Here is a 21874-nt window from a genome sequence, read left to right as displayed (position 1 = left end):
AGAGTCTTTCACCGTTTCATGGAAACGGTTAAAGATTCTAGCTTCTTGATTTGACGCGTTTTCTTCACGCGAACTGGATTCCACTTCGCTCGAAAACGCTTTAGTGGAATGTTGTGCAATGATGAAAATCACGCTCCTTATTCTCGGCCTGCTTGCAATCCTGATCGGCCTTGTCTGGGCCGGTCAGGGTTCCGGCGTGTTTCCCTATCCGGCGTCGAGTCTCATGATCCGGCAGACGCAGTGGGTTTGGTACGGCGGCGCGGTGGCGGTCACCGGCCTGCTGGCGCTTCTGCTGTCGCGACGTTTGTAGTACTTTCAAATTTGACGTCGGCGTGTCTGCGCGATCCGAAAGCAATAGCGGTTGATCTGCTCGGTACTTTGGACGAATAATTTACCTCGCCGTTTACGGTCGCTCTCGATTTAGCTCTGTAAAACGCGATTCACGCTTTCGGCGAATGGACATGTTCGGGCCGCACGCCGATGGCAATGAACTTCGCAGTCAGACCCTGCAACCACGGCACAGCGTTGACGATGCGCGCGAACAGCGGCGGCTTGAACGGGCCGCTGCCGGGATTGAGCGCCGCATTGACGATGTTGTTCTGGACGATCACTTGCATGCCCTGCGTCATGCGCATCGGAAACTCGCGGCGGCGCTGGACGGCGGCGAGATCATCCTCGCTTACAGCGCCGTCGCTCGCGAGCTTCTCCGCAAGCAGGTTCGCCGCCGCCACCGCATCCTGAACCGCGATATTGACGCCAACGCCGCCAACCGGCGACATCGCATGCGCGGCGTCGCCGATGCAGAGCAGACCAGGGCGGGTCCACCGCTTGAGACGGTTCACGGCGACGGTGAGCAGTTTCACATCGTCCCAGTTCTTTACATCCGCTATGTTGGACCGGAGCGACGGCGCCAGCGCGACCAGGTCGGCGCGCAATGCCTCGATGCCCCGCGCCTTGATCTCGTCGTAGTGGCCCTTGACGATGACGTAGGCGCATTGCCAATACGTGCCGCGATCGAGCATCACCATCATCCGGCCCGCCTCGATGCGCGCGAACACGCTTTCGGTCTCGGCGCTTTTGCCGACGCGAAACCACAGCACGTCCATCGGCGCGCCGATCTCCTCGACCTCAAGCCCCGCGCTACGCCGAATGATGGAATGGCGTCCGTCGCAAGCGACCGCCAGGTCAGCCCTGATGTCGAGCGCACCGCCCGCGTCTGCGCGGACGCCCGCCACCCTGTCGCCGTCATGGATAAGCCCGACCGCCTCGGTGTTCATCATGATCCTGAGGTTCGGAAAGCGGCGGCCCTTGTCGCGCAGGAAATTGAGAAAATCCCACTGCGGCATGAAGGCGATGAACGGATGCTTCGCGCCAGTGCGGCCGACGTCAGCGATGCGCAGGCGGGTCTTGCCGAAGCAGGCTTCCAGCCTTTGCAATTCATCGTGCGGCACTTTCAGGAAATCATCGATCAGGCCGAGCTCGTCCATCACCTGCATGGTCGACGGGTGCACCGTATCGCCGCGAAAGTCGCGGAAGAAGTCGGCGTGCTTTTCGAGCACGACAACCTCAACTCCCGCGCGCGCGAGGAGATAGCCGAGCATCATGCCGGCCGGCCCGCCGCCGACGATGCAGCAGCGCGTGGAAATCGAGCGCTGCTTGCGCGGACGGCCTGCATCCATACTGATGTCCTTCGCGAGCCGGAAATCCGATAGCTGGCGAATATCTCAGCGGCCATTCCGCCGGGTTCAAGCAAAAAACGACAAGGTTTTTCGATATTTCCGCCGTTTCTCAATTGACTTTACGCATTTCCCCCCTATGTTTCGCGGTAACGCGGCCCGGGATCGAAACACGATTCCATGGTGAGCCGCCCGTCAGCGCAAGCCAGAGCCCCCTTCGCTTCTTAAAAGCACGCCGTTAAGGGGTTGAGCGCGACAGCCTTCTACATTCGATTCCGGACGGCGGTGTCGAGCAGAGGCTCAATGTCTTTTTCACATCTTGGTTTATCCGATAAGGTCCTGGCTGCAGTCGCGGCCTCAGGTTACACTTCCCCCACCCCCATTCAGGATCAGGCCATCCCCCACGTTCTGGCGCGCCGCGACGTTCTCGGCATCGCCCAGACCGGTACCGGCAAGACCGCGGCCTTCGTCCTGCCCATGCTCACGCTGCTGGAGAAAGGCCGCGCCCGAGCGCGAATGCCCCGTACGCTGATCCTGGAGCCGACCCGCGAACTCGCGGCGCAGGTTAAGGAACAGTTCGACAAGTATGGCGCCGGCCAGAAACTCAACGTGGCGCTTCTGATCGGCGGCGTCTCGTTCGGCGACCAGGACATGAAACTGACGCGCGGCGTCGATGTGCTGATCGCAACTCCGGGCCGCCTGCTCGATCACACCGAACGCGGCGGCCTGCTGCTCACCGGCGTGGAACTTCTGGTGATCGACGAAGCCGACCGGATGCTGGATATGGGCTTCATTCCCGACATCGAACGCATCTGCAAGCTGGTGCCGTTCACGCGACAGACCCTGTTTTTCACCGCGACGATGCCGAACGAAATCCGGCGCGTCACCGACACCTTCCTGCACAACCCGGAAAAGGTCGAGGTATCGAGGCCGGCAACCACGGCGGCGACCGTCGCGCAGTCGCAGGTCAGTTGCGGACGCGAGCCACACGAAAAACGTGAGTTGCTGCGCCGCCTGCTGCGAGAAGCTCAGGATCTCAAGAACGCAATCATCTTCTGCAACCGTAAGCGCGACGTCGCCATCGTCTGCAAGTCACTTCAGAAACACGGTTTCAGTGTCGGCGCCCTGCATGGCGACATGGACCAGTCGGCGCGGACCGCTTCGCTGGATCAATTCCGCAAGGGCGAGTTGCCGCTGCTGGTCGCCTCCGATGTGGCCGCGCGCGGCCTCGACATTCCCGAGGTCAGCCACGTTCTCAACTTCGACGTGCCGTACCACCCCGACGACTACGTGCATCGCATCGGCCGCACCGGCCGCGCCGGTCGTACCGGCACCGCGATCACGATCGTTTGTCCCGCCGATTTCAAATCGCTCGCGGCGATCGAGAAGCTGACCGGTCAGTCCATTCCCAAGGCAGATATCGAGGCCGACCTTCCCGGCCATGACGCCGGCGCAAGCGAAGCCACTCCCGGCGCCGAGACGGCATCCAGGAGCCGTCCGGCCCGATCCCGTCAGACACGCGACAAGAACGGCGAGACCTTTGCCCGCGGCGGCAAGCGCGAGGGCCGCAAACCGCGGCGCTCCGGCATCGATCACCAGAGACACGAGATCCCCGCCGCGACGGCCGGTGCGCCGATGGCCGCGCCGCAGCCGCCGTCGATCGGTCGCGCCCCCGCGCCCCGCCGCGAGGCCGTCACCGAACCCGGAGACCATTCTCACCTGCCGGCGTTCCTGCTTCGCCCGATCCGCGCCCGCGGCTAAGCGTTTGGAGCATGATCCCGAAAAGTGGAAACCGGTTTTCGGAAAAGATCATGCTCAATCAAAACGATAAGCGAGGAGTCTGATTCAACGCAGTTGAGGCAGACTCTAGCGGCGCGGCCTCCCCGCACCCGGCTGAACACCATTTACCGCGCGTAAACTCTCTACCGCTAGTTTCTCAGCAATATTCACGTTGATACTTTGTCGTTTGGGACGACGATCAGTCGAATCGTCGGCGGAGCCGCAGCGGTGGTCGGGCTGGACGAACATGAGCGCACATTGGCGTTCGCGGAGGTGGCGCTCGGCCAGATCCGATCGCTGCGACAGACTGCGATCCCGCGCAACTACGAAATCTGGTACGTCTACGCCACCGGATACAATTCCGCGCTCAACAAGGTCATCAATGAGACCCTCGCGCGCAACGGCAAGCTGACCGAATCCGATCTCGAGCAGATCTACGACAACTACCTCTCCCCGATCAGAACCACAGAGCGCATCGACAAGCTCGGCGGGCGCGTCATCACCGAGATCGATGACGTGATGAGACTCATCACCGACGCGCTTGGCATAACGGCCGGTTTCGGCGACAGCCTTAAGGGGGCAGCCGAAAGACTCGGCGTCGCCCAAAGCCGCGAGCAGGTCAAGGCGGTCATCACGGCGCTGATAAAATCAACCACCGAGATACAGGAAGCCAACAAGGCACTGGAAAACCGGCTGGAGCTCTCGAAGATCGAGATCAACAATCTTCAACATAGCCTTGAAGCGATCAGGACCGAGAGCATGACCGATCCGCTCACCGGTCTCGGCAACCGCAAATATTTCGACCGCGCCGTCGCAGACGCAGTGACGCTGGCCGTCAACGAAGGCGGAGCGCTGTCGCTTCTGATGTTCGACATCGACCACTTCAAATCGTTCAACGACAACTACGGCCACCTGACCGGCGATCAGGTGCTACGGCTGGTTGCGATGTCGCTGAAGCAGACCATCAAGGGCCAGGACATCACCGCGCGCTACGGCGGCGAGGAATTCGCGGTCGTGCTGCCCAATACCAAGATACATCAGGCGGTAACGGTGGCCGATCACATCCGCCGCGCCGTGATGGCCAAGGAGTTGAAGAAAAAATCAACCGGCGAAATCCTCGGCCGGGTCACGATCTCGGTCGGCGTCTCGATGCTTCGCTGCGGAGATACCACGGACTCGCTGATCGAGCGCGCCGACATCTGCCTCTACGCCGCCAAGCGCAATGGCCGCAATCGCGTCGTTTGCGAAGCCGACTCGGAATGTTCGTTTTGCGCCGACATCCAGGTGCAGGTGGCCTGACGTCCGCTTGATGTTCCCTTCAGGGGCTTCGCCGAAATTTGCGCCCCAGGAACAACCCAAATCTCAGCCGTCGATCTTGGCGGGCGTGAGCTGCACGGATTCGCCGCATCCGCAGGCCGAGACCTGGTTCGGGTTATTGAAAATGAACTGCGCCTGCATTTTTTCGGACTTGTAATCCATCTCGGTACCGAGCAGGTACAGCACCGCCTTGGGGTCGACCAGAATCTTCACACCCTTGTCCTCGACCACTTCGTCGGTGGGCCTGACGTCGTGGGCGTATTCCACCGTGTAGGACTGGCCGGCGCATCCGCCATTCTTGATGCCGACGCGCAGGCCGACGATCTCCGAATCCGCGCGTTCAGCGAGTTCCTTGACTCGTGCCGCCGCGGCATCGGTCAACCGCATAACCTGCGGGCGAGGTCTCGGTTTCGGCTTGGTGGCTGGCGTGCTCGGCGTCATCTCTGTCATCTGGTCAATCCTGAAAGTAAATCAACCCTGATCATAGCACAGGCAGAAGGTAAAATCGTCACCACATATTGAGGACAAGGCGGGCCTCGTCAGTCATCCGGTCGGGCATCCACGGCGGTTCCCAGACGATGTTGACGTTCACGACACCGACGCCGGGAACGCTCGCCACCGCATTCTCAACCATGGTCGGGAGTTCCGCGGCGGACGGACAGTTCGGCGTCGTCAGCGTCATCTCGACGTCGACGCCGCGGTCGTCCTTGATGTCGACCTTGTAGATCAGTCCGAGTTCATAGATGTCCGCGGGAATTTCCGGATCGAACACGGTTTTCAACGCGGCCACGATCCCCGTGCCCATGCGTTCGGTTTCCTCCTGCGCAAGCACCGAGCTGGTCTGCATGTGACAGGTATTGTTTTTTACGATTTCAGCGGTTTCGCTCATGAGAACAAATCCCGTGCCTTGATCAGCGCCTGCGCCAGATGATCCACTTCCTCGCGCGTATTATACATGCCGAACGAGGCCCTGCAGGTCGCTGAAACGTTGAACCGCTCTAAAAGCGGCATCACGCAATGGGTGCCAGCGCGAACGGCGATGCCGGCGCGGTCGATCACGGTCGCGACATCATGCGGATGGGCACCTTTCATCTCGAACGAGATCACCGGTCCCTTGTCGCGCGCGGTGCCGATGATGCGCAGCGAGTTGATCTCACGCAGCCGCTCCTGGGCGTAGACCAGAAGATCGTGCTCGTGCGCCGCGATCCGCGCCTTGCCGATCGAGTTCACATAATCAATCGCGGCGCCGAGCCCGACCGCCTCGACGATCGCCGGCGTCCCGGCCTCGAACTTGTGCGGCGGATCGCCATAGGTGACCCAGTCCTGCGCGACCTCGCGGATCATCTCGCCACCGCCGGTATATGGCCGCATGGCGACGAGATGATCGTACTTCGCATACAGCACGCCGATGCCGGTCGGACCGTAAAGCTTGTGACCCGTGAAAATGTAGAAGTCGCAATCGATGTCCTGCACGTCGGCGGCAAGATGCACTGCCGCCTGGCTGCCGTCGACCAGCACCGGAATGCCGCGCGCATGCGCGAGCTTCACCACGTCCTTGACCGGAACGATGGTGCCAAGCGCGTTCGACATCTGCGTGATGGCGACGATCTTGGTCTTCGGCGTCAGCAACTTCTCGAATTCGTCGATCAGAAAATTGCCGTCGTCATCGACGGGCGCCCACTTGATGACCGCCCCATGCCGCTCGCGCAAGAAATGCCATGGCACGATGTTGGAGTGATGCTCCATGATCGAGAGCACAATCTCGTCGCCGGCCTTGATATTTGGCTCGCCCCAGGACGACGCCACCAGATTGATCGCTTCGGTGGCGTTGCGGGTGAAGATGATCTCCTCGGTGCGCTTCGCATTGAGGAATTGCGCGACCCTGTTGCGGCCGCCTTCATAGGCTTCAGTCGCGGCGTTGGCGAGATAGTGCAGTCCGCGATGGACGTTGGCGTATTCTGTCTTGTAGGCCTGCGTCATGCGGTCGAGCACCGCGTCCGGCTTCTGTGCCGATGCGGCGTTGTCGAGATAAATGAGCGGCTTGCCGTAGATCTTCATCGCCAGCGCCGGAAAATCCTGACGCACGCGCATCACATCATAAGAACCGTTGGCGACCGCCGGATGGGTCATGTCACTACTTCCATATCCATCGTCAGAACTTCGGGCTTCTCCCGTGTGAAGGGAGCACCCGTCATTGCAAGGCCGGAACAAAACCGGCAACACCGGTTTCGTTCTTAGCGAAGCGACGAAGCAAATCCGGCTCTCCCGAGACCTCTGAGTTGCTTCGCGGAGCCTGGCATCAGACGGCCGCTTCGCGCCGACCCGTCAGTTCGCAATGACGCTCCGACAATCTCTTATCCGCGCGCCGCGAGCCACCGCTCACCGGCTCCGATGACGATCTCGCGCACGCCGTCGTCGGCGATGGATTCGATCGCCTCGCCAATGAACGCCTGAATCAGTAGCGCCTGCGCTTCCTTCTCCGAAAGACCGCGCGCGCGCAGATAGAACAGCAGGCTCTCGTCGAGCGCGCCGACCGTCGCGCCGTGACCGCAGGTGACGTCGTCGGCGAAAATCTCAAGCTCGGGCTTGTTATCGGCTTCCGCCCCGTCGGACAGCAGCAACGCCCGCGTCATCATCTTGCCGTCGGTCTTCTGCGCGTCGGGCTGAACGATGATCTTGCCCTGGAATACCGAGTGCGCGCGGTCGTCCACCACCGCGCGGAATATCTCGCGGCTCTGGCAATGCGCCACGGCGTGATCGACCACCAGCGTGGCGTCGCCATGCTGCTGATCCTTCAGCAGGTTGACGCCGTTGATCGACGCATTGGCACCTTCGCCGCCGAAACGGACGAACGCCTGATAGCGGCTGAGCACCGAACCGGTCGTCAGGCTGAAGGTGTTGTACTGCGTCCTGCCGTTGAGCGTCACGATCGCGGTCGATATGTTGCTGGCGTCGCGCGCATCCTCGACGAGACGGACGTGCTGGACGTCGGCGCCCTCGCCTGCCCACAGCACCACGGCGTCATTCACCTGATAGCCCTGCGCGCCGTTCGCCGCGACAAAACTTTCCACCAGCGTGACCCGAGCGCCCTTTGCCACTTGCAGCAGCGAACGCGTGAACGAGGACGCAGACGACTGCGTCGTGACGTGCACGATGTGCAGCGGCTTGGTCAGCACGACGCCGTCCGCAACGCCGATGACGACACCGTCGGTCGCCATCGCGGCGTTGAGCGACACCATCACGTCCGTGGTGGCATTGGTGCGCAGCAGATCCGCGCGCGCCGCGTTGTCGGCGCTCTCCAGCATGTCGTGAAGCGTGCGGACATCGACGCCCTTTTCCAGCGCGCCGAGATCGGACAGCTCCGGCGCGAACGCGCCATCGACCAGCACAAGCCTGCAGCCGCCCTTCACCTCGATTTGAGCGAGCGCCTCGGACGCGCGCTTCAGCGCATCCGCATCGGGTCGCGCGGCAAGCGGCGCGACCTCGCGCAACAGCACGCGCAGGTCGGTGTATTTCCATTCCTCGATCCGGCGATGCGGAAGCCCGCGTTGCGCGAACTCCGCAAAGGCAGCCTCGCGAACCTCGGCAACGGGACCCTTGCCCGGAAGACGACCCCGCGCGGCCGCGAAAATATCGCTGGCGGCGTGGTCGGTCGTGGGCTTGACCAATGCAACGTTCATGATGGCGCTCAGGCTGCTTTTTCTTCGAACTGGGCGTAGCCGGATGCTTCGAGTTCCAGCGCCAGTTCCTTGCCGCCGCTCTTGACGACGCGGCCGCTCGACATGACGTGAACGAAGTCCGGGACGATGTAGTTGAGCAGCCTCTGGTAGTGCGTGATGACCACCATCGCGCGCTCGCTGTTGCGCAGGGCGTTGACGCCGTCGGCCGCGATGCGCAGCGCGTCGATGTCGAGGCCGGAGTCCATTTCGTCCAAAATGCAAAGGCTCGGCTCGAACAGCGCCATCTGCAGCACTTCGTTGCGCTTCTTCTCGCCGCCGGAAAACCCGACATTGATGCCACGGCGCAGCATGTCCTGCGGAATGTTGAGCGAGGCCGCGACCTCGCGCACCTTCTTCAGGAAATTCGGCGTCGAATATTCGCTCTCGCCGCGCGCCTTGCGCTGCGCGTTCAACGCGGTGCGCAGGAACGTCATGGTGGCGACGCCTGGAATCTCCACCGGATACTGGAACGCCAGAAACACGCCTTTCGCGGCGCGCTGGTCCGGTGCCATCTCCAGAAGATCTTCGCCCTTGAACAGGATTTCGCCGCCGGTCACCTCGTAACCGGGCTTGCCGGCGATGACATGAGAGAGCGTCGATTTTCCGGAGCCGTTCGGCCCCATGATGGCGTGAACCTCGCCCTGATTCACCGTGAGATCGAGCCCGTGAAGGATCTCGCGATCCTCGACGCGAACGTGCAGGTCTTTGACTTCGAGCAACGGCATTTTGGTTTCCGCTTTTTGATCGTCGTACCGCTATGCGCCAGCGCATCGGCAAAAGGACGGTTTCAATGTCAAGCGCTCGGGAGCTGGGCCCCGAACGCAACGTTATCCGACGCTGCCTTCCAGAGAGATCGAGATCAGCTTCTGGGCCTCGACCGCGAATTCCATCGGCAACTGCTGCAGCACGTCGCGGACGAAGCCGTTGACGACGAGGCCGACGGCCTCCTCCTGCGACAGTCCGCGCTGCACGCAATAGAACAGCACGTCTTCGGAAATCTTCGACGTGGTCGCCTCGTGCTCGAACAGCGCCGAGGTGTTCTTGGCCTCGATATACGGCACGGTGTGCGCACCGCACTTGTCGCCGATTAGAAGCGAGTCGCACGCGGTGAAGTTGCGCGCATTGCTCGCCTTGCGGTGCGCGGTGACGAGACCGCGATAGGTATTCTGCGACTTGCCCGCCGCGATGCCCTTGGAGATGATCCGGCTCGTGGTGTTCTTGCCGAGATGCAGCATCTTGGTGCCGCTGTCGACCTGCTGGTAGCCGTTCGAGATCGCGATCGAGTAGAACTCGCCGCGCGAATTGTCGCCGCGCAGGATGCAGCTCGGATACTTCCAGGTGATGGCGGAGCCGGTCTCGACCTGGGTCCACGAGATCTTCGAATTGGTACCGCGGCAATCGCCACGCTTGGTGACGAAGTTGTAGATGCCACCCTTGCCCTCGGAGTTGCCGGGGTACCAGTTCTGCACCGTCGAATACTTGATCTCGGCGTCGTCGAGCGCAACCAGTTCGACCACGGCGGCGTGCAACTGGTTCTCGTCGCGCTGCGGAGCGGTGCAGCCCTCGAGATAGCTGACATAGGCGCCCTTGTCGGCGATGATGAGCGTGCGCTCGAACTGACCGGTGTTGCGCTCGTTGATGCGGAAGTAGGTCGACAATTCCATCGGGCAACGCACGCCCGGCGGGATGTAGACGAACGAGCCGTCGGAGAACACCGCGGAGTTCAGCGTCGCGAAGAAATTGTCTGAGGTCGGCACCACGCTGCCGAGATATTTTTTCACGAGTTCGGGATGCTGCTGAATCGCATGCGAGATCGGCATGAAGATCACGCCGGCCTTCTTCAGCTCTTCCTGGAACGTGGTCGCCACCGACACCGAGTCGAACACGGCATCGACCGCGACTTTGCGTTCGCCCTCGGGACGAACGACGCCTTCCAGCGCCTCGACCTCACGCAAGGGAATGCCGAGCTTCTCGTAGGTCTTCAGGATTTCCGGATCGATCTCGTCGAGCGAGGAGATCTCCTTCTTCGGCTTGGGCGCGGAATAATAATAAAGATCCTGGTAGTCGATCTTCGGATAGTCGACGCGCGCCCAGTTCGGCTCCTGCATGGTGAGCCAGCGGCGATAGGCTTCAAGCCGCCACTCCAGCATCCAGGCCGGTTCATTTTTCTTTTCGGAAATAAACCGGATGGTGTCTTCGGAAAGTCCCTTGGGAGCCTTCTCGGATTCGATGATGGTCTCGAATCCATACCGGTATTGATCGACGTCGATCTGGCGAACCCGATCGACCGTCTCTTGTACGGCTGCCATTTCTACCTCCGCTCGCGGTTTCAAGGACCACGGTGGATTTGAAGTCTCAGCGCCTGTTGTTCCCGAGAAATCCTCTTAGAACTGTTCAAGCACTGTTTCGTCTTTCCTTAGTAGTGCACCTGAGAGCTTTCGCCAAGCCTTAATAGCCCGCTCGATATCTGCGTCCGTCGTCTCCCAGCCCAGCGAAAATCGTATTGCGCTTCTGACCAGTTCGGGGCCGTAACCCATCGCCTGCAATACATGCGAGGGTTGCACTTTTCCCGAAGAACACGCAGAACCCGAAGAAACCGCAATCCCCTCAAGATCGAATCTGACCACGGCGGTCTCCGCTTTCAACCCCGGAACGCCGAAAAGTGTTGTATTCGGCAGACGCGCGACATCCTGCGAAAAAATCACGCCGGCTTGGGATCCGTCTTGGTCGCTGCCTTGGGTTTGCCTCAAGCCTTGTTCGAGCCGATTCCGGAGGATTTCGATCCGAGCCATCTCGCCCGCTCGCGCCGCGACCGCCGCCTTCACCGCGGCTCCGAAGCCGGCGATGCCAGCCACGTTCTCGGTGCCGGCGCGGCGACCCCGTTCCTGACCGCCGCCCTGTATCAACGCGCGAGGACCGATCACGTTCTCCGCAAGAACCAATGCGCCCGTCCCCTTCGGACCCCCAATCTTGTGCGCTGAAACCGATAGAAGATCGATATTCAATGCTTTGATATTGAAATCTATTTTTCCAAACGCCTGAACCGCGTCAACATGCAGCAGGCCGCCCGCCTCATGGACAAGATCGGCCACCTCGGCCACCGGCTGAATGGCGCCGGTTTCATTATTGGCGAGCATGACCGACACCAAAGCCGGCGGTCTTCCTGCGAGCATTGGTCGCAAGGCATCGAGGTCGACCACCCCCGAGCGCTGCACCGGCAGGCGGGCGAGCCGGTCAGGCGCGAACTGGCCGCCGGCCAGCACCGAGGCATGTTCTATGGCAGAAACGATAAGCCTATCAAGAATTTGCTTATTGCTTTGAAGACCACTGCTTAAAGCCAGCGCGTTGGCTTCGGTCCCGCCGGAGGTGAAGATCACGTTGCGGGGTTGGGCACCGACTGCAGCAGCCAGCGTAGCTCGCGCATTCTCCATGAGCCCGCGCGCGCGCCTTCCTTCTGCATGAATGGACGAGGGGTTGCCGATAACGTCCCATGCGGCGGCCATCGCCTCGCGCGCCTCGCGGCGCAGTGGCGTCGTCGCGTTCCAGTCGAGATAAGTCCGCTCCTGCATCATCTTGTAACTCTACAATATTTTTGGCGGGCGCCGATAAATACGCGCAAGACGCTTGCTTTTCGCCCCTCGCTCTATGTTAGAACGCGGCAGCGTTTGCGGACGATCTGCCAAGGATTCTTAATGCCTGAAGTCATTTTTACTGGTCCCGCCGGCCGTCTCGAAGGCCGCTATCATCCGGCGAAGCAGAAAAATGCGCCGATCGCGATGGTCCTGCACCCGCATCCGCAGTTCCGCGGCAGCATGAACCACCCGATCGTTTATCAGGTCTACTACGCTTTCGTGGCGCGCGGCTTTTCAGTGCTGCGTTTCAATTTTCGCGGCGTCGGCCGTAGCCAGGGCTCCTTTGACCATGGCACCGGCGAACTGTCGGACGCGGCTGCCGCCCTCGACTGGGCACAGACCATCAATCCGGAAGCGCGCGCCTGCTGGGTGGCGGGCTTTTCCTTTGGCGCCTGGATCGGCATGCAATTGCTGATGCGCCGGCCCGAAGTCGAGGGCTTCATTTCGATCGCGCCGGAGCCGAACCGCTACGATTTCTCGTTCCTCGCGCCATGCCCGTCGTCCGGCCTCATCGTCCACGGTGAAAAGGATATCGTCGCACCCGCTAAGGATGTCACGACGCTGGTGGAAAAGCTGAAGACGCAGAAGGGCATCGTGATCGATCAGCACGTCATTCCGGGCGCCAACCATTTCTTCGAGGACAAGATGGAGCCGTTGATGGAAACGGTGACCGGCTATCTCGACATGAGGCTCGCCAACATCCGCTGACCGTCCGCCGAGGATAAAGGCTGGCTCAAGGCTTGGCGATGACTCCGCCGGTCATAGGCACGGGCACGCCGGTGGTCGAGGGATAGCTTAGCGGCAGGCCTTGCAGGCCACGCGCCGCGAGATACCCGAAAGCCTGTGCCTCGATGGCATCGGCCGACCAGCCCAGTGCATCGGCTGACTCGACGGAGGCCGGCGCAAGCCTCTCCCGCAGCATCCCGAGCATGGTCGGATTGCGTGCGCCACCGCCGGCCACGATCCAGTTTGCCGGTCGCTTCGGCAGCAGCGGAACGATCCGCGCGATCGCCGCCGCGGTAAAGGCTGTCAGCGTCGCCGCGCCGTCTGCGGACGCCATGTCGGGCAGCGCGAGCGAGGCGAAATCGTTGCGGTCGAGAGATTTCGGCGGCGGCAGTGCGAAGAACGGGCGCTGCAAAGCGTGCGCGATCCAGTCCTCGTCAGGACGACCTTGCGCCGCGAGCCGCCCCTCGCCGTCGAAGGGCTGGCCCGTCACCCTCAGCATGAAATCGTCGAGCAGCGCATTGCCGGGGCCGGTATCGCAGGCGATCAAGGTTTCGGCCCCATCGACATAGGTGACGTTGGAGACACCGCCGATATTGACCACGCAGACCGGTCCTTCGCGACCTTGCGATTGCGCCAATGCGCGATGATAGACCGGGACGAACGGCGCGCCCTGCCCGCCGGCGGCCACATCGGCCGCGCGAAAATCGTGCATCACCGGAACGCGGATCGCTTTCGCCAGCGCCGCCGCATCGCCGATCTGTATGGTCAGCCGCTGAGCCGGCCGATGCAGGATTGTCTGGCCATGGAAGCCGACAATCTCGATGTCTTCGCGCGCGATATGATTTCGCGCGAGGAACGCAGCAACGACTTCGGCGTGCGCCATGGTCACGGCGCGCTCGGCCTCGCCGATCACGCCCGGCCGCGCGTTGCGTTGCGTCAGATTGACCGCCTCCGCAAGCGCCTCTCGCAACAGGCCGCGTTCGTGGTCGGTGTAAGGACGGTAGCCGGTCGGCCCGAACGCGGCCACTCGCTCGCCATCGGTCTCGATCAAGGCGACATCGACACCATCCAGCGAGGTACCGCTCATCAGACCGATCGCCGTCATCATCGTGCGGACCCCTGCTGGCTGCCATGCGGCGTCCGGCTTGTGCCGAACGCGCGCTTCTTATAATGGCACACAGCGGAGCCCGGCGGCAGTGTCCGGCCATGATGCGCCGGAACCGAATTTGCGACAGAGCCGAACAAGAACGATCAGGGTCCCTTAGCCATGGCCGCCTTCAAGTCCGATTTCCTCAACATCCTTCACGAACGGGGCTTCATCCATCAGTGCTCCGATATCGAGGGGCTTGATGCGCTGGCCGCGAAAGGCCAGGCGACGGCTTATGTCGGCTACGACTGCACCGCGCCGTCCCTGCACATCGGCAACTACCTGACCATGATGATGCTCCACTGGCTCCAGCAGAGCGGCAACAAGCCGATTACGCTGATGGGCGGCGGCACGACCATGGTCGGCGACCCATCCGGCAAGGATGAATCGCGCGCGATCCGCAGCGTCGCGGAAATCGAGGCCAACAAGGCCAGCATTCGCGGCGTGTTCGCCAAGGTGCTGCGTTACGGTTCCGGCGCGACCGATGCGGTGATGCTGGACAACGCGGAATGGCTGACCAAGCTCAACTGGATCGAGATGCTGCGCGACATCGGCCGGCACTTCTCGGTCAACCGGATGCTGACGATGGACTCGGTCCGTCTCCGTCTCGAGCGGGAACAGGAGATGAGCTTCATCGAGTTCAACTACATGATCTGCCAGGCCTATGATTTCGTCGAACTGTCGCGGCGCGTCGACTGCCGCCTGCAGATGGGCGGTTCGGATCAGTGGGGCAACATCGTCAACGGCGTCGATCTCGGCCGCCGCATGGGAACGCCTCAACTGTTCGCCCTGACGACGCCGTTGCTGACGACGGCATCCGGCGCGAAGATGGGCAAGACCGCGCAAGGCGCGGTCTGGCTCAACGCCGACGCCTTCAGCCCTTACGATTTCTGGCAATACTGGCGCAACGTCGAGGATGCCGACGTCGTTAAATTCCTGAAACTGTTCACGATCCTGCCGATGGGCGAGATCGCGAAACTGGCTGCATTGCAGGGCGCGGAGATCAACGAGGCCAAGAAGGTGCTGGCGACGGAAGCGACCGCGCTTCTTCATGGCCGGGATGAAGCCGAGAAAGCCGCCGACACCGCGCGCACCACTTTCGAGCAAGGCGCCATCGCGGAGAGCCTTCCCACGCTGGACATTCCGCACAGCGAGCTTGCAAGCGGAGCCGGCGTGCTCGCGCTGTTCGTGAAAGCTGGTCTCGTCGCCTCGAACGGCGAGGCGCGCCGCCAGATCAAGGGCGGCGGCCTTCGCGTCAACGATGTCGCCGTCACCGACGAGAAGATGATGCTGACGCCGGACAATCTAACGCCCGAGGGCGTGATCAAGTTGTCGATGGGCAAGAAGCGCCACGTCTTGCTAAGGCCGGCATAGAAGCCTTCGCGGCAGCATTGACGCGACGGCGCGCAGCCGAGATCAGTTGCCGCCCTGCGACGGATACTCGATCTGATTGGCCGGATTGCCGGTCTGGAATTCGAAGATCTTGCGCAGCACGCCGGGAGCCATGGCCGAAATCGGATTGACCCGCAATTGCGGCTGGCCCGGCGTTCCCACCACCTCGTAGGTCACACCGATCAATCCCTCGTCGCTGCCGCCAAGGAACAGCCCCACGATCGGAAGTTGTCCGAAGATGTTGTTGAGCCCGTACATCGGCACGAACGTGCCTCTCATGCGGACCTGATTGCCGGGAAAATCGATATTGCCTTCGATGGTCCCGCCGATGATCGGACCCTTGACGACGCCGTCGCGCACGGAAAGCAACCCGTTCTGACGGGTGAACTCCGCGCGCAGCCGGGAAAACGAGATGCCGTTCCGCGCGGTCTGCGGACCGCTGGCGGCCGCGCGATCCAGGGCCGTCTCGCCCTTGACGGTGAAATCGCGAACGTTGATCAGACCCTGCTTGGCGCGCGGCTCGGCGGTCGGCGGATCCATGGCGAGCGAAAGCTGGCCACCGAACATCTTTCCGTAGGTATCTGTGAAGCGGAAGAACGAACCCGCGTCGTCGGTCTCGATCAGAATGACGTCCTGCCCCTGCGGACGTCCGCGCAGTTCTCCGGTCAGCGAGGTGTCGCGCCCGATCTTGCCGCTCATGCTCAGGCTGCGGATCGAGCCGTTGCGCCGGGCCATCTTCACGTCCGCGCTGCGCACGGCTTCGCCGTAAAATCCGGCGATGGCTCCGATCTTCAAGTCGATGTCGAGGTCGAGGTTCTTGGCCTTGCCCTTGGTGTCGGTCTGCTTGCCCGACATCGCCGATTTGATGAAGCCGCGACCATCGAACACGTCGCCACGCATGACGACCTTCAACACGCCATCACCGTTGCGCTCGGCCTTGAGGGAAGCCTTGTCGCCTTCGGACGGCGCGTAAACCGGAAAATTCGCGTTCAAAAGATCGCCGTTCTGATCGATCTCCAGCGAGCCCTTAATCGTGACGCCGCTGCCGTCGATAACGATATCCTCCAGGCGCGTCGACTGCGGCTTCTGCACGATGTTGAACGTCGCATGGCCTGATTTTCCCGGCAGCTTGACCCAACCCGGCAGAAGGTTGTCGAGTTTCAGGGACGTCAGATCGGCATCGATGCCGATCTTGCTGTCCTTGTCTGTGCCGATTTTGCCGACCAGCTTGACGGGAACGGAACCCGTCGCCCCGGGACCGAGATCGATCCCGAGTTTTGCGCGGCTCGCGTCATCGAGGGTGGCCTGCAACTTGATGTCGGCGTCGCCGTCCGTCGGCTTGCGATAATCCAGCGAAGCTGGCTGCCCATTGATCTTGACGTCGCCTTTGACCTGATAACCCTGGTTGTTGGCGACCACCTTCAGCGCGCTCGCCTCGAGCTTCTGATTCATGACCAGCCGGTCGGCGGCAAATCCTGCGAGATCGGCGGTGATGGAATAGGTCGTATCTTCCTTGGTGATCTGACGCTTGATCGGCAGTCCCAGCGCGATCTGCGCAGCCACCGTTCCCTTGCTGGAATTCGGATCGATCAGATTGCCGGTGAATTCGCTGAGGCGGTCCGAGGCGAGAATTTCAGCGGCTGCGGGCACCGGAGCGTCGATCCGGAATTTCACCCTGGCCGGTGCGGGTTTGGGCGCCATGTCCGGCACCTCGAAAACGACGTCGGAAATGTTGAGCTTGCGGCCGGCCGGGGTGTCGGCGGCGGCCTGCCCGATCGTCACTGTCGCGGTTCTGCCGGTCACTCGCGCCTTCAGATCGGCGTCGCGGATCGAAGGCATTTCATCGACGGGGTGCAGCGTCACATTGCTGGCGGCGATATCGACAGAAAGGCCATCGTCCGGGATGGGCGGCCCGCGCCGCGACAGATTGCGGAGCGGTGAATTGACGCCGATTTCGATGCGCTGGAGAGAGCCTTGTCCAATTCGCTCGATGACCCATTCGCGCACCTCCGGCACGATCAGAACCGGCCACATGCTCTTCAGTGCAGCCACGGACATCGGCGTCCCGGCGAAGCCCAGTTTCAAACGTGGTTCTTCCGAATAGTCGATGCTCCCGGTGCCGGCGACGCCGACCTCGCCGTTGCTGATATCGGCCTGTGTGAGCCTTACCTGCTTGTGTTCGGTATCGAACTGCATTCCGACCGCAATGCGGTTGAAGATCAGGGGCTTGTCGCCATCGGAGTCGGCGAGGACGATGGTGCCGCCGCTCAAACCCATCCGCCAGTCCGGAATACTGCCATTCGGCGGCTCGAGACGGGCGAGCAGTGTGATCCGATTCTGGCCTGACACGATTTTGAACGGCGCAACCAGAACACGCCGTCCCGCATCCCACTCCATGTTCATTTCGATCTGATCGATCGCCATGGGATAGTCCGGCGTATCGGTGTCGATGAGCGTACCTTTGCCGGCTAAGAGGCTGCCGCGAAGATAGGTCGGCAGGCCGTCGCGGCCGATCTCACCCTTCAGTTCGCCGCTAAGCGGCATATCGGCGCTATAGGTGAGATCCTTGATGCGGAGCGCCAGCAGAATGTTCTTTGCCGGAACTGCGGTGGCACGCAGATCGACAGGGCGCACGCCATCGGCTGACGGCCCGACAACGACCTGGAGCGACCACGGTTCACCGCCTCCTGCGCCGACACTGAACGCGACGCCGCCGGCGCGGGGCCGGCGAAGGCTCAGGCTGATATTGCTCAAGCTCCAACGATTGCCGCGCTGCTGGTCATCGACCACCAGCCTGCCGTTTTTCAGACCGATCTCGTTGAGATTCTGCCCGTCCAGCCCCCTCAAGCTGAGGCTGTCGAGCCAGTTCAATCCGGCCAAAAGCGTCCCGGGGGTATTGCGTCCCTCGGGCATCACCGGCGCGGCGGCGGTCTGGGATTCACCCGATGGGGACATCGGCTGTGAGGGGGCGATGCCGGAAGGCGACGGCGGGATGGATGGCCGCGCTGACGCGACACCGGTGGCAAGCGGCTTGGCGTTGTCGCCCGCCGAAACGGTAACCTGTCCGTCCGGTGTAATCCGAACCGCGAGTTCGGCATCCACCAGATTGAGGCTTTCGGCACGCAGTTGCCCGGTCAACAGCGCCATACCGGACAGCCTCACCTCGGCTTTCGGCGCACTGGCGACGATCACATGATCGCTGTCGCGGACGACGACGTCACGAACGCGAACCGCGATACGAATTCTGCCGGCGCGCTCGATCTGCGTGCCACCGATCTCCACGGTGTTGCCGTGCCCGATATTTTCCTCGATCGCCGCGACAAGCCACGGTGTCATCATGTCGAGATTGACCGGGCCGGCGCCGAGGCGCCACCAGAGCGCGCCAAAGCTGCCGGCGAAGACGACCGCCAGCACTCCTAAAGCGATTGCAAGCCGCCTGATCCAGCGTTCGCCGGCGAGCCAACTCTTGAGCCGCCCGAGCCGATCGCCCAACCTGTGAATTCCGGAATCCGAACGCGACAGCAGCCGACGCACGCGGCGGCTTTGGACCTCGTCGTGATCCTCATTCCACTCGGTATCTTCTGCTTGCGAGACTTGTCCTTGCGAGACCTGGTCGCCGCCGCGTGTCGGCATTGGGATCGGCGTCTTCCTTGTCATTGCCTCTTCGTGCCGGCCAGGACCGGAGCAGTGGCCGTCATCGGTCAGTGCGTCGCTCCCGGACCAACGCTCCCGTGACGGCACTTCTGCCAATCCGCGATTTAACATGTTACGCGTCATCCGGCCCATGGTGCTTGCCGAGCAGGACGCGGGACGGAAGGTTCGTCGAATCCCTTGTCAACATACCCCGCGATCGACGGAAATGCACAGCGGCCGCGACATACCCGAGTCGCCTTCACATCTCCGGAAGTCGACCGGATACTGAGCGCCGGAAAGCGACGAAAGGAAGGCGTATGTCCAAGAAGATACGTAAGAAATCCTCTAAGACCGTCACCCCCAAGCCTGTCCGCCCCACAACGGCCGGTCGCGCGAAACCAGCCCGAAAAGCCGCTCCGTCGTCCAAGCCGGCGGCGGGCGAAAAGCCCAGGGCACGCCCGGCGGCGTCGCTGCCCGGACCTCAAGCGTCAGAACTTGCGGAGGGCTCACGGGCGCCGTCATTCACCCTTCCCCGGGATGGCGGGGCTCATGTTTCCCTCGCGGACTTCATCGGACGGAAACTGGTGATCTTTTTCTATCCACGCGCCAATACGCCGGGCTGCACCCGGGAGGCGATGGATTTCAGCCGCTTGGCGAACGGGTTCGCAGATTCCGGAACCACAGTGCTGGGCGTCTCGGCCGATCCCGTAAAAACGCAGGAATCGTTCCGTGCCAAACACAAGCTGACCGTTCCTCTCATCTCGGATGAAAAGCACGAGATGCTGGAAGCCTATGGCGCATGGGGTGAGAAATCCATGTATGGCAAGGCCTTCCTCGGTGTTCTTCGCACGACCGTACTGGTTGCCCCGGACGGCAGGATCGCCCGGATCTGGCGCAAGGTCAGAGTCGATGGTCACGCCGAAGAGGTTCTTGCGGCGGCGCGAGACCTGTAACGACGCACCACCATTTTCCGAAAATTAACCATGAACGGTTCAAATCAACACCGAAGTTGAGCCGACTGGAACTCGTTTCAGGCCGGCGCGGGAGTGCCGATGTCGTACCGTTCCAGTCAGTATGCCGAGTCTTCGCAGCATCGCGCGCACGATCATCATCGACATCCCTCCCGCCAGGCAACGTCCGTCGCCTCGCCGCCGAGGAAGAAGGAAACTCAGCGCGGTTTCACCCTTGCCCATGCCGGCAGGCAGGTTCGATTCGGCCCCGTGGTGTTCTGGATCGTCGTGGGAACCGTTACGCTGCTCGGCATCTGGTCCGCGGCGACAGCGACCTACTTTGCATTCCGCGACGATGTGCTGACACGGCTCATCGCGCGCCAGGCCGACATGCAGTACGCTTATGAAGACCGCATTGCGGAATTGCGTGCGCGTGTCGATCGCACCACCAGCCGCCAACTGCTCGATCAGGAACAGTTCGACAGAAAGCTCGAAGAAATCGTGCGCCGTCAGGCAGTGCTCGAATCCCGCGCGGCCGCCTTGAGCGCCTTGCCGGATGTTTCAACAACAGGCTCGATCAAGGGGACGTCACGAAAGGCGGAAAAGGATGCCGATGCAAGCTCGTCGGGGTCCGCAAAACCCACCCCGATCAACGATACCGCTACCCTCGACACGTCCGACTTCCGTAAGCAGCCGGTCAGGCTCGAGAAAGCCACAAGCCAGGTCAACAAGCTGATGCGGCTTGAATCGTCGCTCGATCGGGTCGAGAACCGCCAGGTCGCCGAACTGAATGCGGTTGAAAATCGCATGGAGTCGCGGATGCACCGGCTGCGCGGCGTGTTCTCCGATCTCGGACTCAGCATGGCGAAGATGGAATCCGCAACGCCGCGTTCCGGCACCGGTGGTCCTTATGTTCCCGTCAGGCTGCGGCCCGGCGCGGATCCGTTCGAGCGACAGCTCACCCGTGTCAATCTCGCCCGGGCGCAGATCGACCGGCTCAATGGCGCCCTCGCGCTCGTCCCCTATCGCAAGCCAGTGGTCGGCGAGATCGAATTCACCTCGGGCTTCGGCGTGCGTGTCGATCCGTTTGTCGGACGCCCGGCGATGCATACCGGTCTCGATTTCCGCGCAGCGATGGGAGATCCCGTGCGCGCGACGGCAAACGGAAAGGTCGTCTCCGCGGGCTGGAGCGGCGGCTATGGGCGGATGGTCGAGATCGATCACGGCAACGGCCTGTCGACCCGTTACGGTCACCTCTCCGCAATCAACGTCAGCGTCGGCCAATCCATCAAGATCGGGCAGGTCGTCGGCGAAGTCGGATCGACGGGCCGTTCGACCGGCCCTCACCTGCACTATGAAACAAGGATCGACGGTGAAGCCGTGGATCCCCAGAAATTTCTCCGGGCCGGCCTGCGCCTGAACGAGGGTTAGCGGGGAACGGCTGATCGTGCCTGAAGAGCCTCCGGGCCGTCTCGCCGGACCTTCGCGATTTCCGCCTATCCGACAGCCTATGCATTCCCGCGTTTACGCTTGCAGATTCCACTTGGGGTAGGCATACCGCGGAAACAATTTGCTGATCCGTGACTTAACTTGGGTCCCCTGTGATACGGAAGCGGAACGAGGAATGACCGACCGACCCGCCCAGCGTCCTGACGGGATCGATGCGAAAACCGCCAGGACGGTGGCCGAAGCGATCGGCGAGCGGTTGCGTGCCGACGTTCGGCCGGAGGAGCCGGAGCTTCCGGGTCGGCTTCGGCTTCTGCTGGAGCAACTGCGTGCACAAGAGGCCGCCGAGGACACTGAACTCCCAGCGCGCCCGTTTCCCGCATAAGCTGGCGGCAAGTTCGATCAGCGGTCTTGTTGTGAAGCAACACAAACAGGTTGCGTTTGGCTGGCATAGCGG

Annotated in this window: 18 protein-coding genes; 8 read left to right on the top strand and 10 right to left on the bottom strand. The window is 62.0% G+C overall.

Annotated elements, in window-relative coordinates:
• Positions 1 to 121: 121 nt before the first annotated feature.
• Positions 122 to 310 carry a hypothetical protein gene (locus ACS3WB_RS09020; protein WP_438275221.1) on the top strand — a complete coding sequence of 63 codons (189 nt, stop codon included), beginning with the start codon at positions 122 to 124 and terminating at the stop codon, positions 308 to 310.
• 130 nt (positions 311 to 440) lie between these two features.
• Here ACS3WB_RS09020 and ACS3WB_RS09015 read toward each other — a convergent pair whose 3' ends face one another.
• Complete coding sequence (locus ACS3WB_RS09015) at positions 441 to 1679, bottom strand: FAD-dependent oxidoreductase (protein ID WP_438275220.1); 1239 nt, start codon at positions 1677 to 1679, stop codon at positions 441 to 443.
• Positions 1680 to 1979: 300 nt separating this feature from the next.
• Here ACS3WB_RS09015 and ACS3WB_RS09010 point away from each other — a divergent pair, with 300 nt between their 5' ends.
• Both ACS3WB_RS09010 and ACS3WB_RS09005 read left to right on the top strand, forming a co-directional pair.
• Positions 1980 to 3437 (top strand): DEAD/DEAH box helicase, encoded by a 1458-nt coding sequence (locus ACS3WB_RS09010; RefSeq protein WP_438275219.1) that lies wholly within the window; start codon positions 1980 to 1982, stop codon positions 3435 to 3437.
• A 246-nt stretch (positions 3438 to 3683) separates the two neighbouring features.
• Entirely contained in the window at positions 3684 to 4754 is a 1071-nt protein-coding gene (locus ACS3WB_RS09005; RefSeq protein WP_438275218.1) for a GGDEF domain-containing protein, read from the top strand.
• Between the two features lie 63 nt (positions 4755 to 4817).
• Here ACS3WB_RS09005 and ACS3WB_RS09000 read toward each other — a convergent pair whose 3' ends face one another.
• From ACS3WB_RS09000 to ACS3WB_RS08970, 7 genes are all read right to left on the bottom strand, one after another.
• The gene (locus tag ACS3WB_RS09000; protein ID WP_438275217.1) at positions 4818 to 5222 is read right to left on the bottom strand and encodes a HesB/IscA family protein; all 405 of its coding nucleotides are present in this window, start codon (positions 5220 to 5222) and stop codon (positions 4818 to 4820) included.
• Positions 5223 to 5280: 58 nt separating this feature from the next.
• Positions 5281 to 5661 carry an SUF system Fe-S cluster assembly protein gene (locus ACS3WB_RS08995; protein WP_438275216.1) on the bottom strand — a complete coding sequence of 127 codons (381 nt, stop codon included), beginning with the start codon at positions 5659 to 5661 and terminating at the stop codon, positions 5281 to 5283.
• Positions 5658 to 6902 carry a cysteine desulfurase gene (locus ACS3WB_RS08990; RefSeq protein ID WP_438275215.1) on the bottom strand — a complete coding sequence of 415 codons (1245 nt, stop codon included), beginning with the start codon at positions 6900 to 6902 and terminating at the stop codon, positions 5658 to 5660. Before ACS3WB_RS08990 ends, ACS3WB_RS08995 begins: the two co-directional genes overlap by 4 nt.
• Positions 6903 to 7126: 224 nt before the next feature.
• A complete protein-coding gene (gene sufD, locus ACS3WB_RS08985; protein WP_438275214.1) occupies positions 7127 to 8452 on the bottom strand; it encodes a Fe-S cluster assembly protein SufD in 1326 nt (441 codons plus the stop codon).
• 8 nt (positions 8453 to 8460) lie between these two features.
• Positions 8461 to 9216 carry a Fe-S cluster assembly ATPase SufC gene (gene sufC, locus ACS3WB_RS08980; protein ID WP_292695662.1) on the bottom strand — a complete coding sequence of 252 codons (756 nt, stop codon included), beginning with the start codon at positions 9214 to 9216 and terminating at the stop codon, positions 8461 to 8463.
• A 102-nt stretch (positions 9217 to 9318) separates the two neighbouring features.
• Positions 9319 to 10800: a Fe-S cluster assembly protein SufB gene (gene sufB, locus ACS3WB_RS08975; protein ID WP_438275213.1), complete on the bottom strand. Its 1482-nt coding sequence runs from the start codon at positions 10798 to 10800 to the stop codon at positions 9319 to 9321.
• A 75-nt stretch (positions 10801 to 10875) separates the two neighbouring features.
• A complete protein-coding gene (locus ACS3WB_RS08970; RefSeq protein WP_438275212.1) occupies positions 10876 to 12063 on the bottom strand; it encodes a cysteine desulfurase family protein in 1188 nt (395 codons plus the stop codon).
• A 120-nt stretch (positions 12064 to 12183) separates the two neighbouring features.
• Between ACS3WB_RS08970 and ACS3WB_RS08965 the strand changes: the two genes are divergently transcribed.
• Complete coding sequence (locus tag ACS3WB_RS08965; RefSeq protein ID WP_292614474.1) at positions 12184 to 12831, top strand: alpha/beta hydrolase; 648 nt, start codon at positions 12184 to 12186, stop codon at positions 12829 to 12831.
• Between the two features lie 25 nt (positions 12832 to 12856).
• Here the strand turns inward: ACS3WB_RS08965 and ACS3WB_RS08960 are convergent, their stop codons facing one another.
• Positions 12857 to 13957 carry an anhydro-N-acetylmuramic acid kinase gene (locus ACS3WB_RS08960; RefSeq protein WP_438275211.1) on the bottom strand — a complete coding sequence of 367 codons (1101 nt, stop codon included), beginning with the start codon at positions 13955 to 13957 and terminating at the stop codon, positions 12857 to 12859.
• Between the two features lie 159 nt (positions 13958 to 14116).
• Between ACS3WB_RS08960 and tyrS the strand changes: the two genes are divergently transcribed.
• Positions 14117 to 15370 (top strand): tyrosine--tRNA ligase, encoded by a 1254-nt coding sequence (gene tyrS / locus ACS3WB_RS08955; protein ID WP_438275210.1) that lies wholly within the window; start codon positions 14117 to 14119, stop codon positions 15368 to 15370.
• Positions 15371 to 15412: 42 nt separating this feature from the next.
• On the opposite strand, the gene ACS3WB_RS08950 is transcribed toward tyrS, so the two are convergent.
• Positions 15413 to 19165, bottom strand: coding sequence for a hypothetical protein (locus tag ACS3WB_RS08950; RefSeq protein WP_438275241.1), 3753 nt, complete (start codon positions 19163 to 19165; stop codon positions 15413 to 15415).
• A gap of 173 nt (positions 19166 to 19338) precedes the next feature.
• On the opposite strand from ACS3WB_RS08950, the gene ACS3WB_RS08945 reads away from it, so the two are divergent.
• The 3 genes from ACS3WB_RS08945 to ACS3WB_RS08935 all read left to right on the top strand — a co-directional run bounded on the left by ACS3WB_RS08945 (position 19339) and on the right by ACS3WB_RS08935 (position 21802).
• The gene (locus ACS3WB_RS08945; RefSeq protein ID WP_438275209.1) at positions 19339 to 19974 is read left to right on the top strand and encodes a peroxiredoxin; all 636 of its coding nucleotides are present in this window, start codon (positions 19339 to 19341) and stop codon (positions 19972 to 19974) included.
• A 99-nt stretch (positions 19975 to 20073) separates the two neighbouring features.
• Positions 20074 to 21402 carry a peptidoglycan DD-metalloendopeptidase family protein gene (locus tag ACS3WB_RS08940; protein WP_438275208.1) on the top strand — a complete coding sequence of 443 codons (1329 nt, stop codon included), beginning with the start codon at positions 20074 to 20076 and terminating at the stop codon, positions 21400 to 21402.
• Positions 21403 to 21595: 193 nt separating this feature from the next.
• Positions 21596 to 21802, top strand: coding sequence for a hypothetical protein (locus ACS3WB_RS08935; RefSeq protein ID WP_438275207.1), 207 nt, complete (start codon positions 21596 to 21598; stop codon positions 21800 to 21802).
• Positions 21803 to 21874: the final 72 nt, after the last annotated feature.

It is taken from the genome of Nitrobacter sp. (genome assembly GCF_051535215.1).
GTDB lineage: Bacteria > Pseudomonadota > Alphaproteobacteria > Rhizobiales > Xanthobacteraceae > Nitrobacter.
This window is presented reverse-complemented; position numbering and strand designations above follow the sequence as displayed.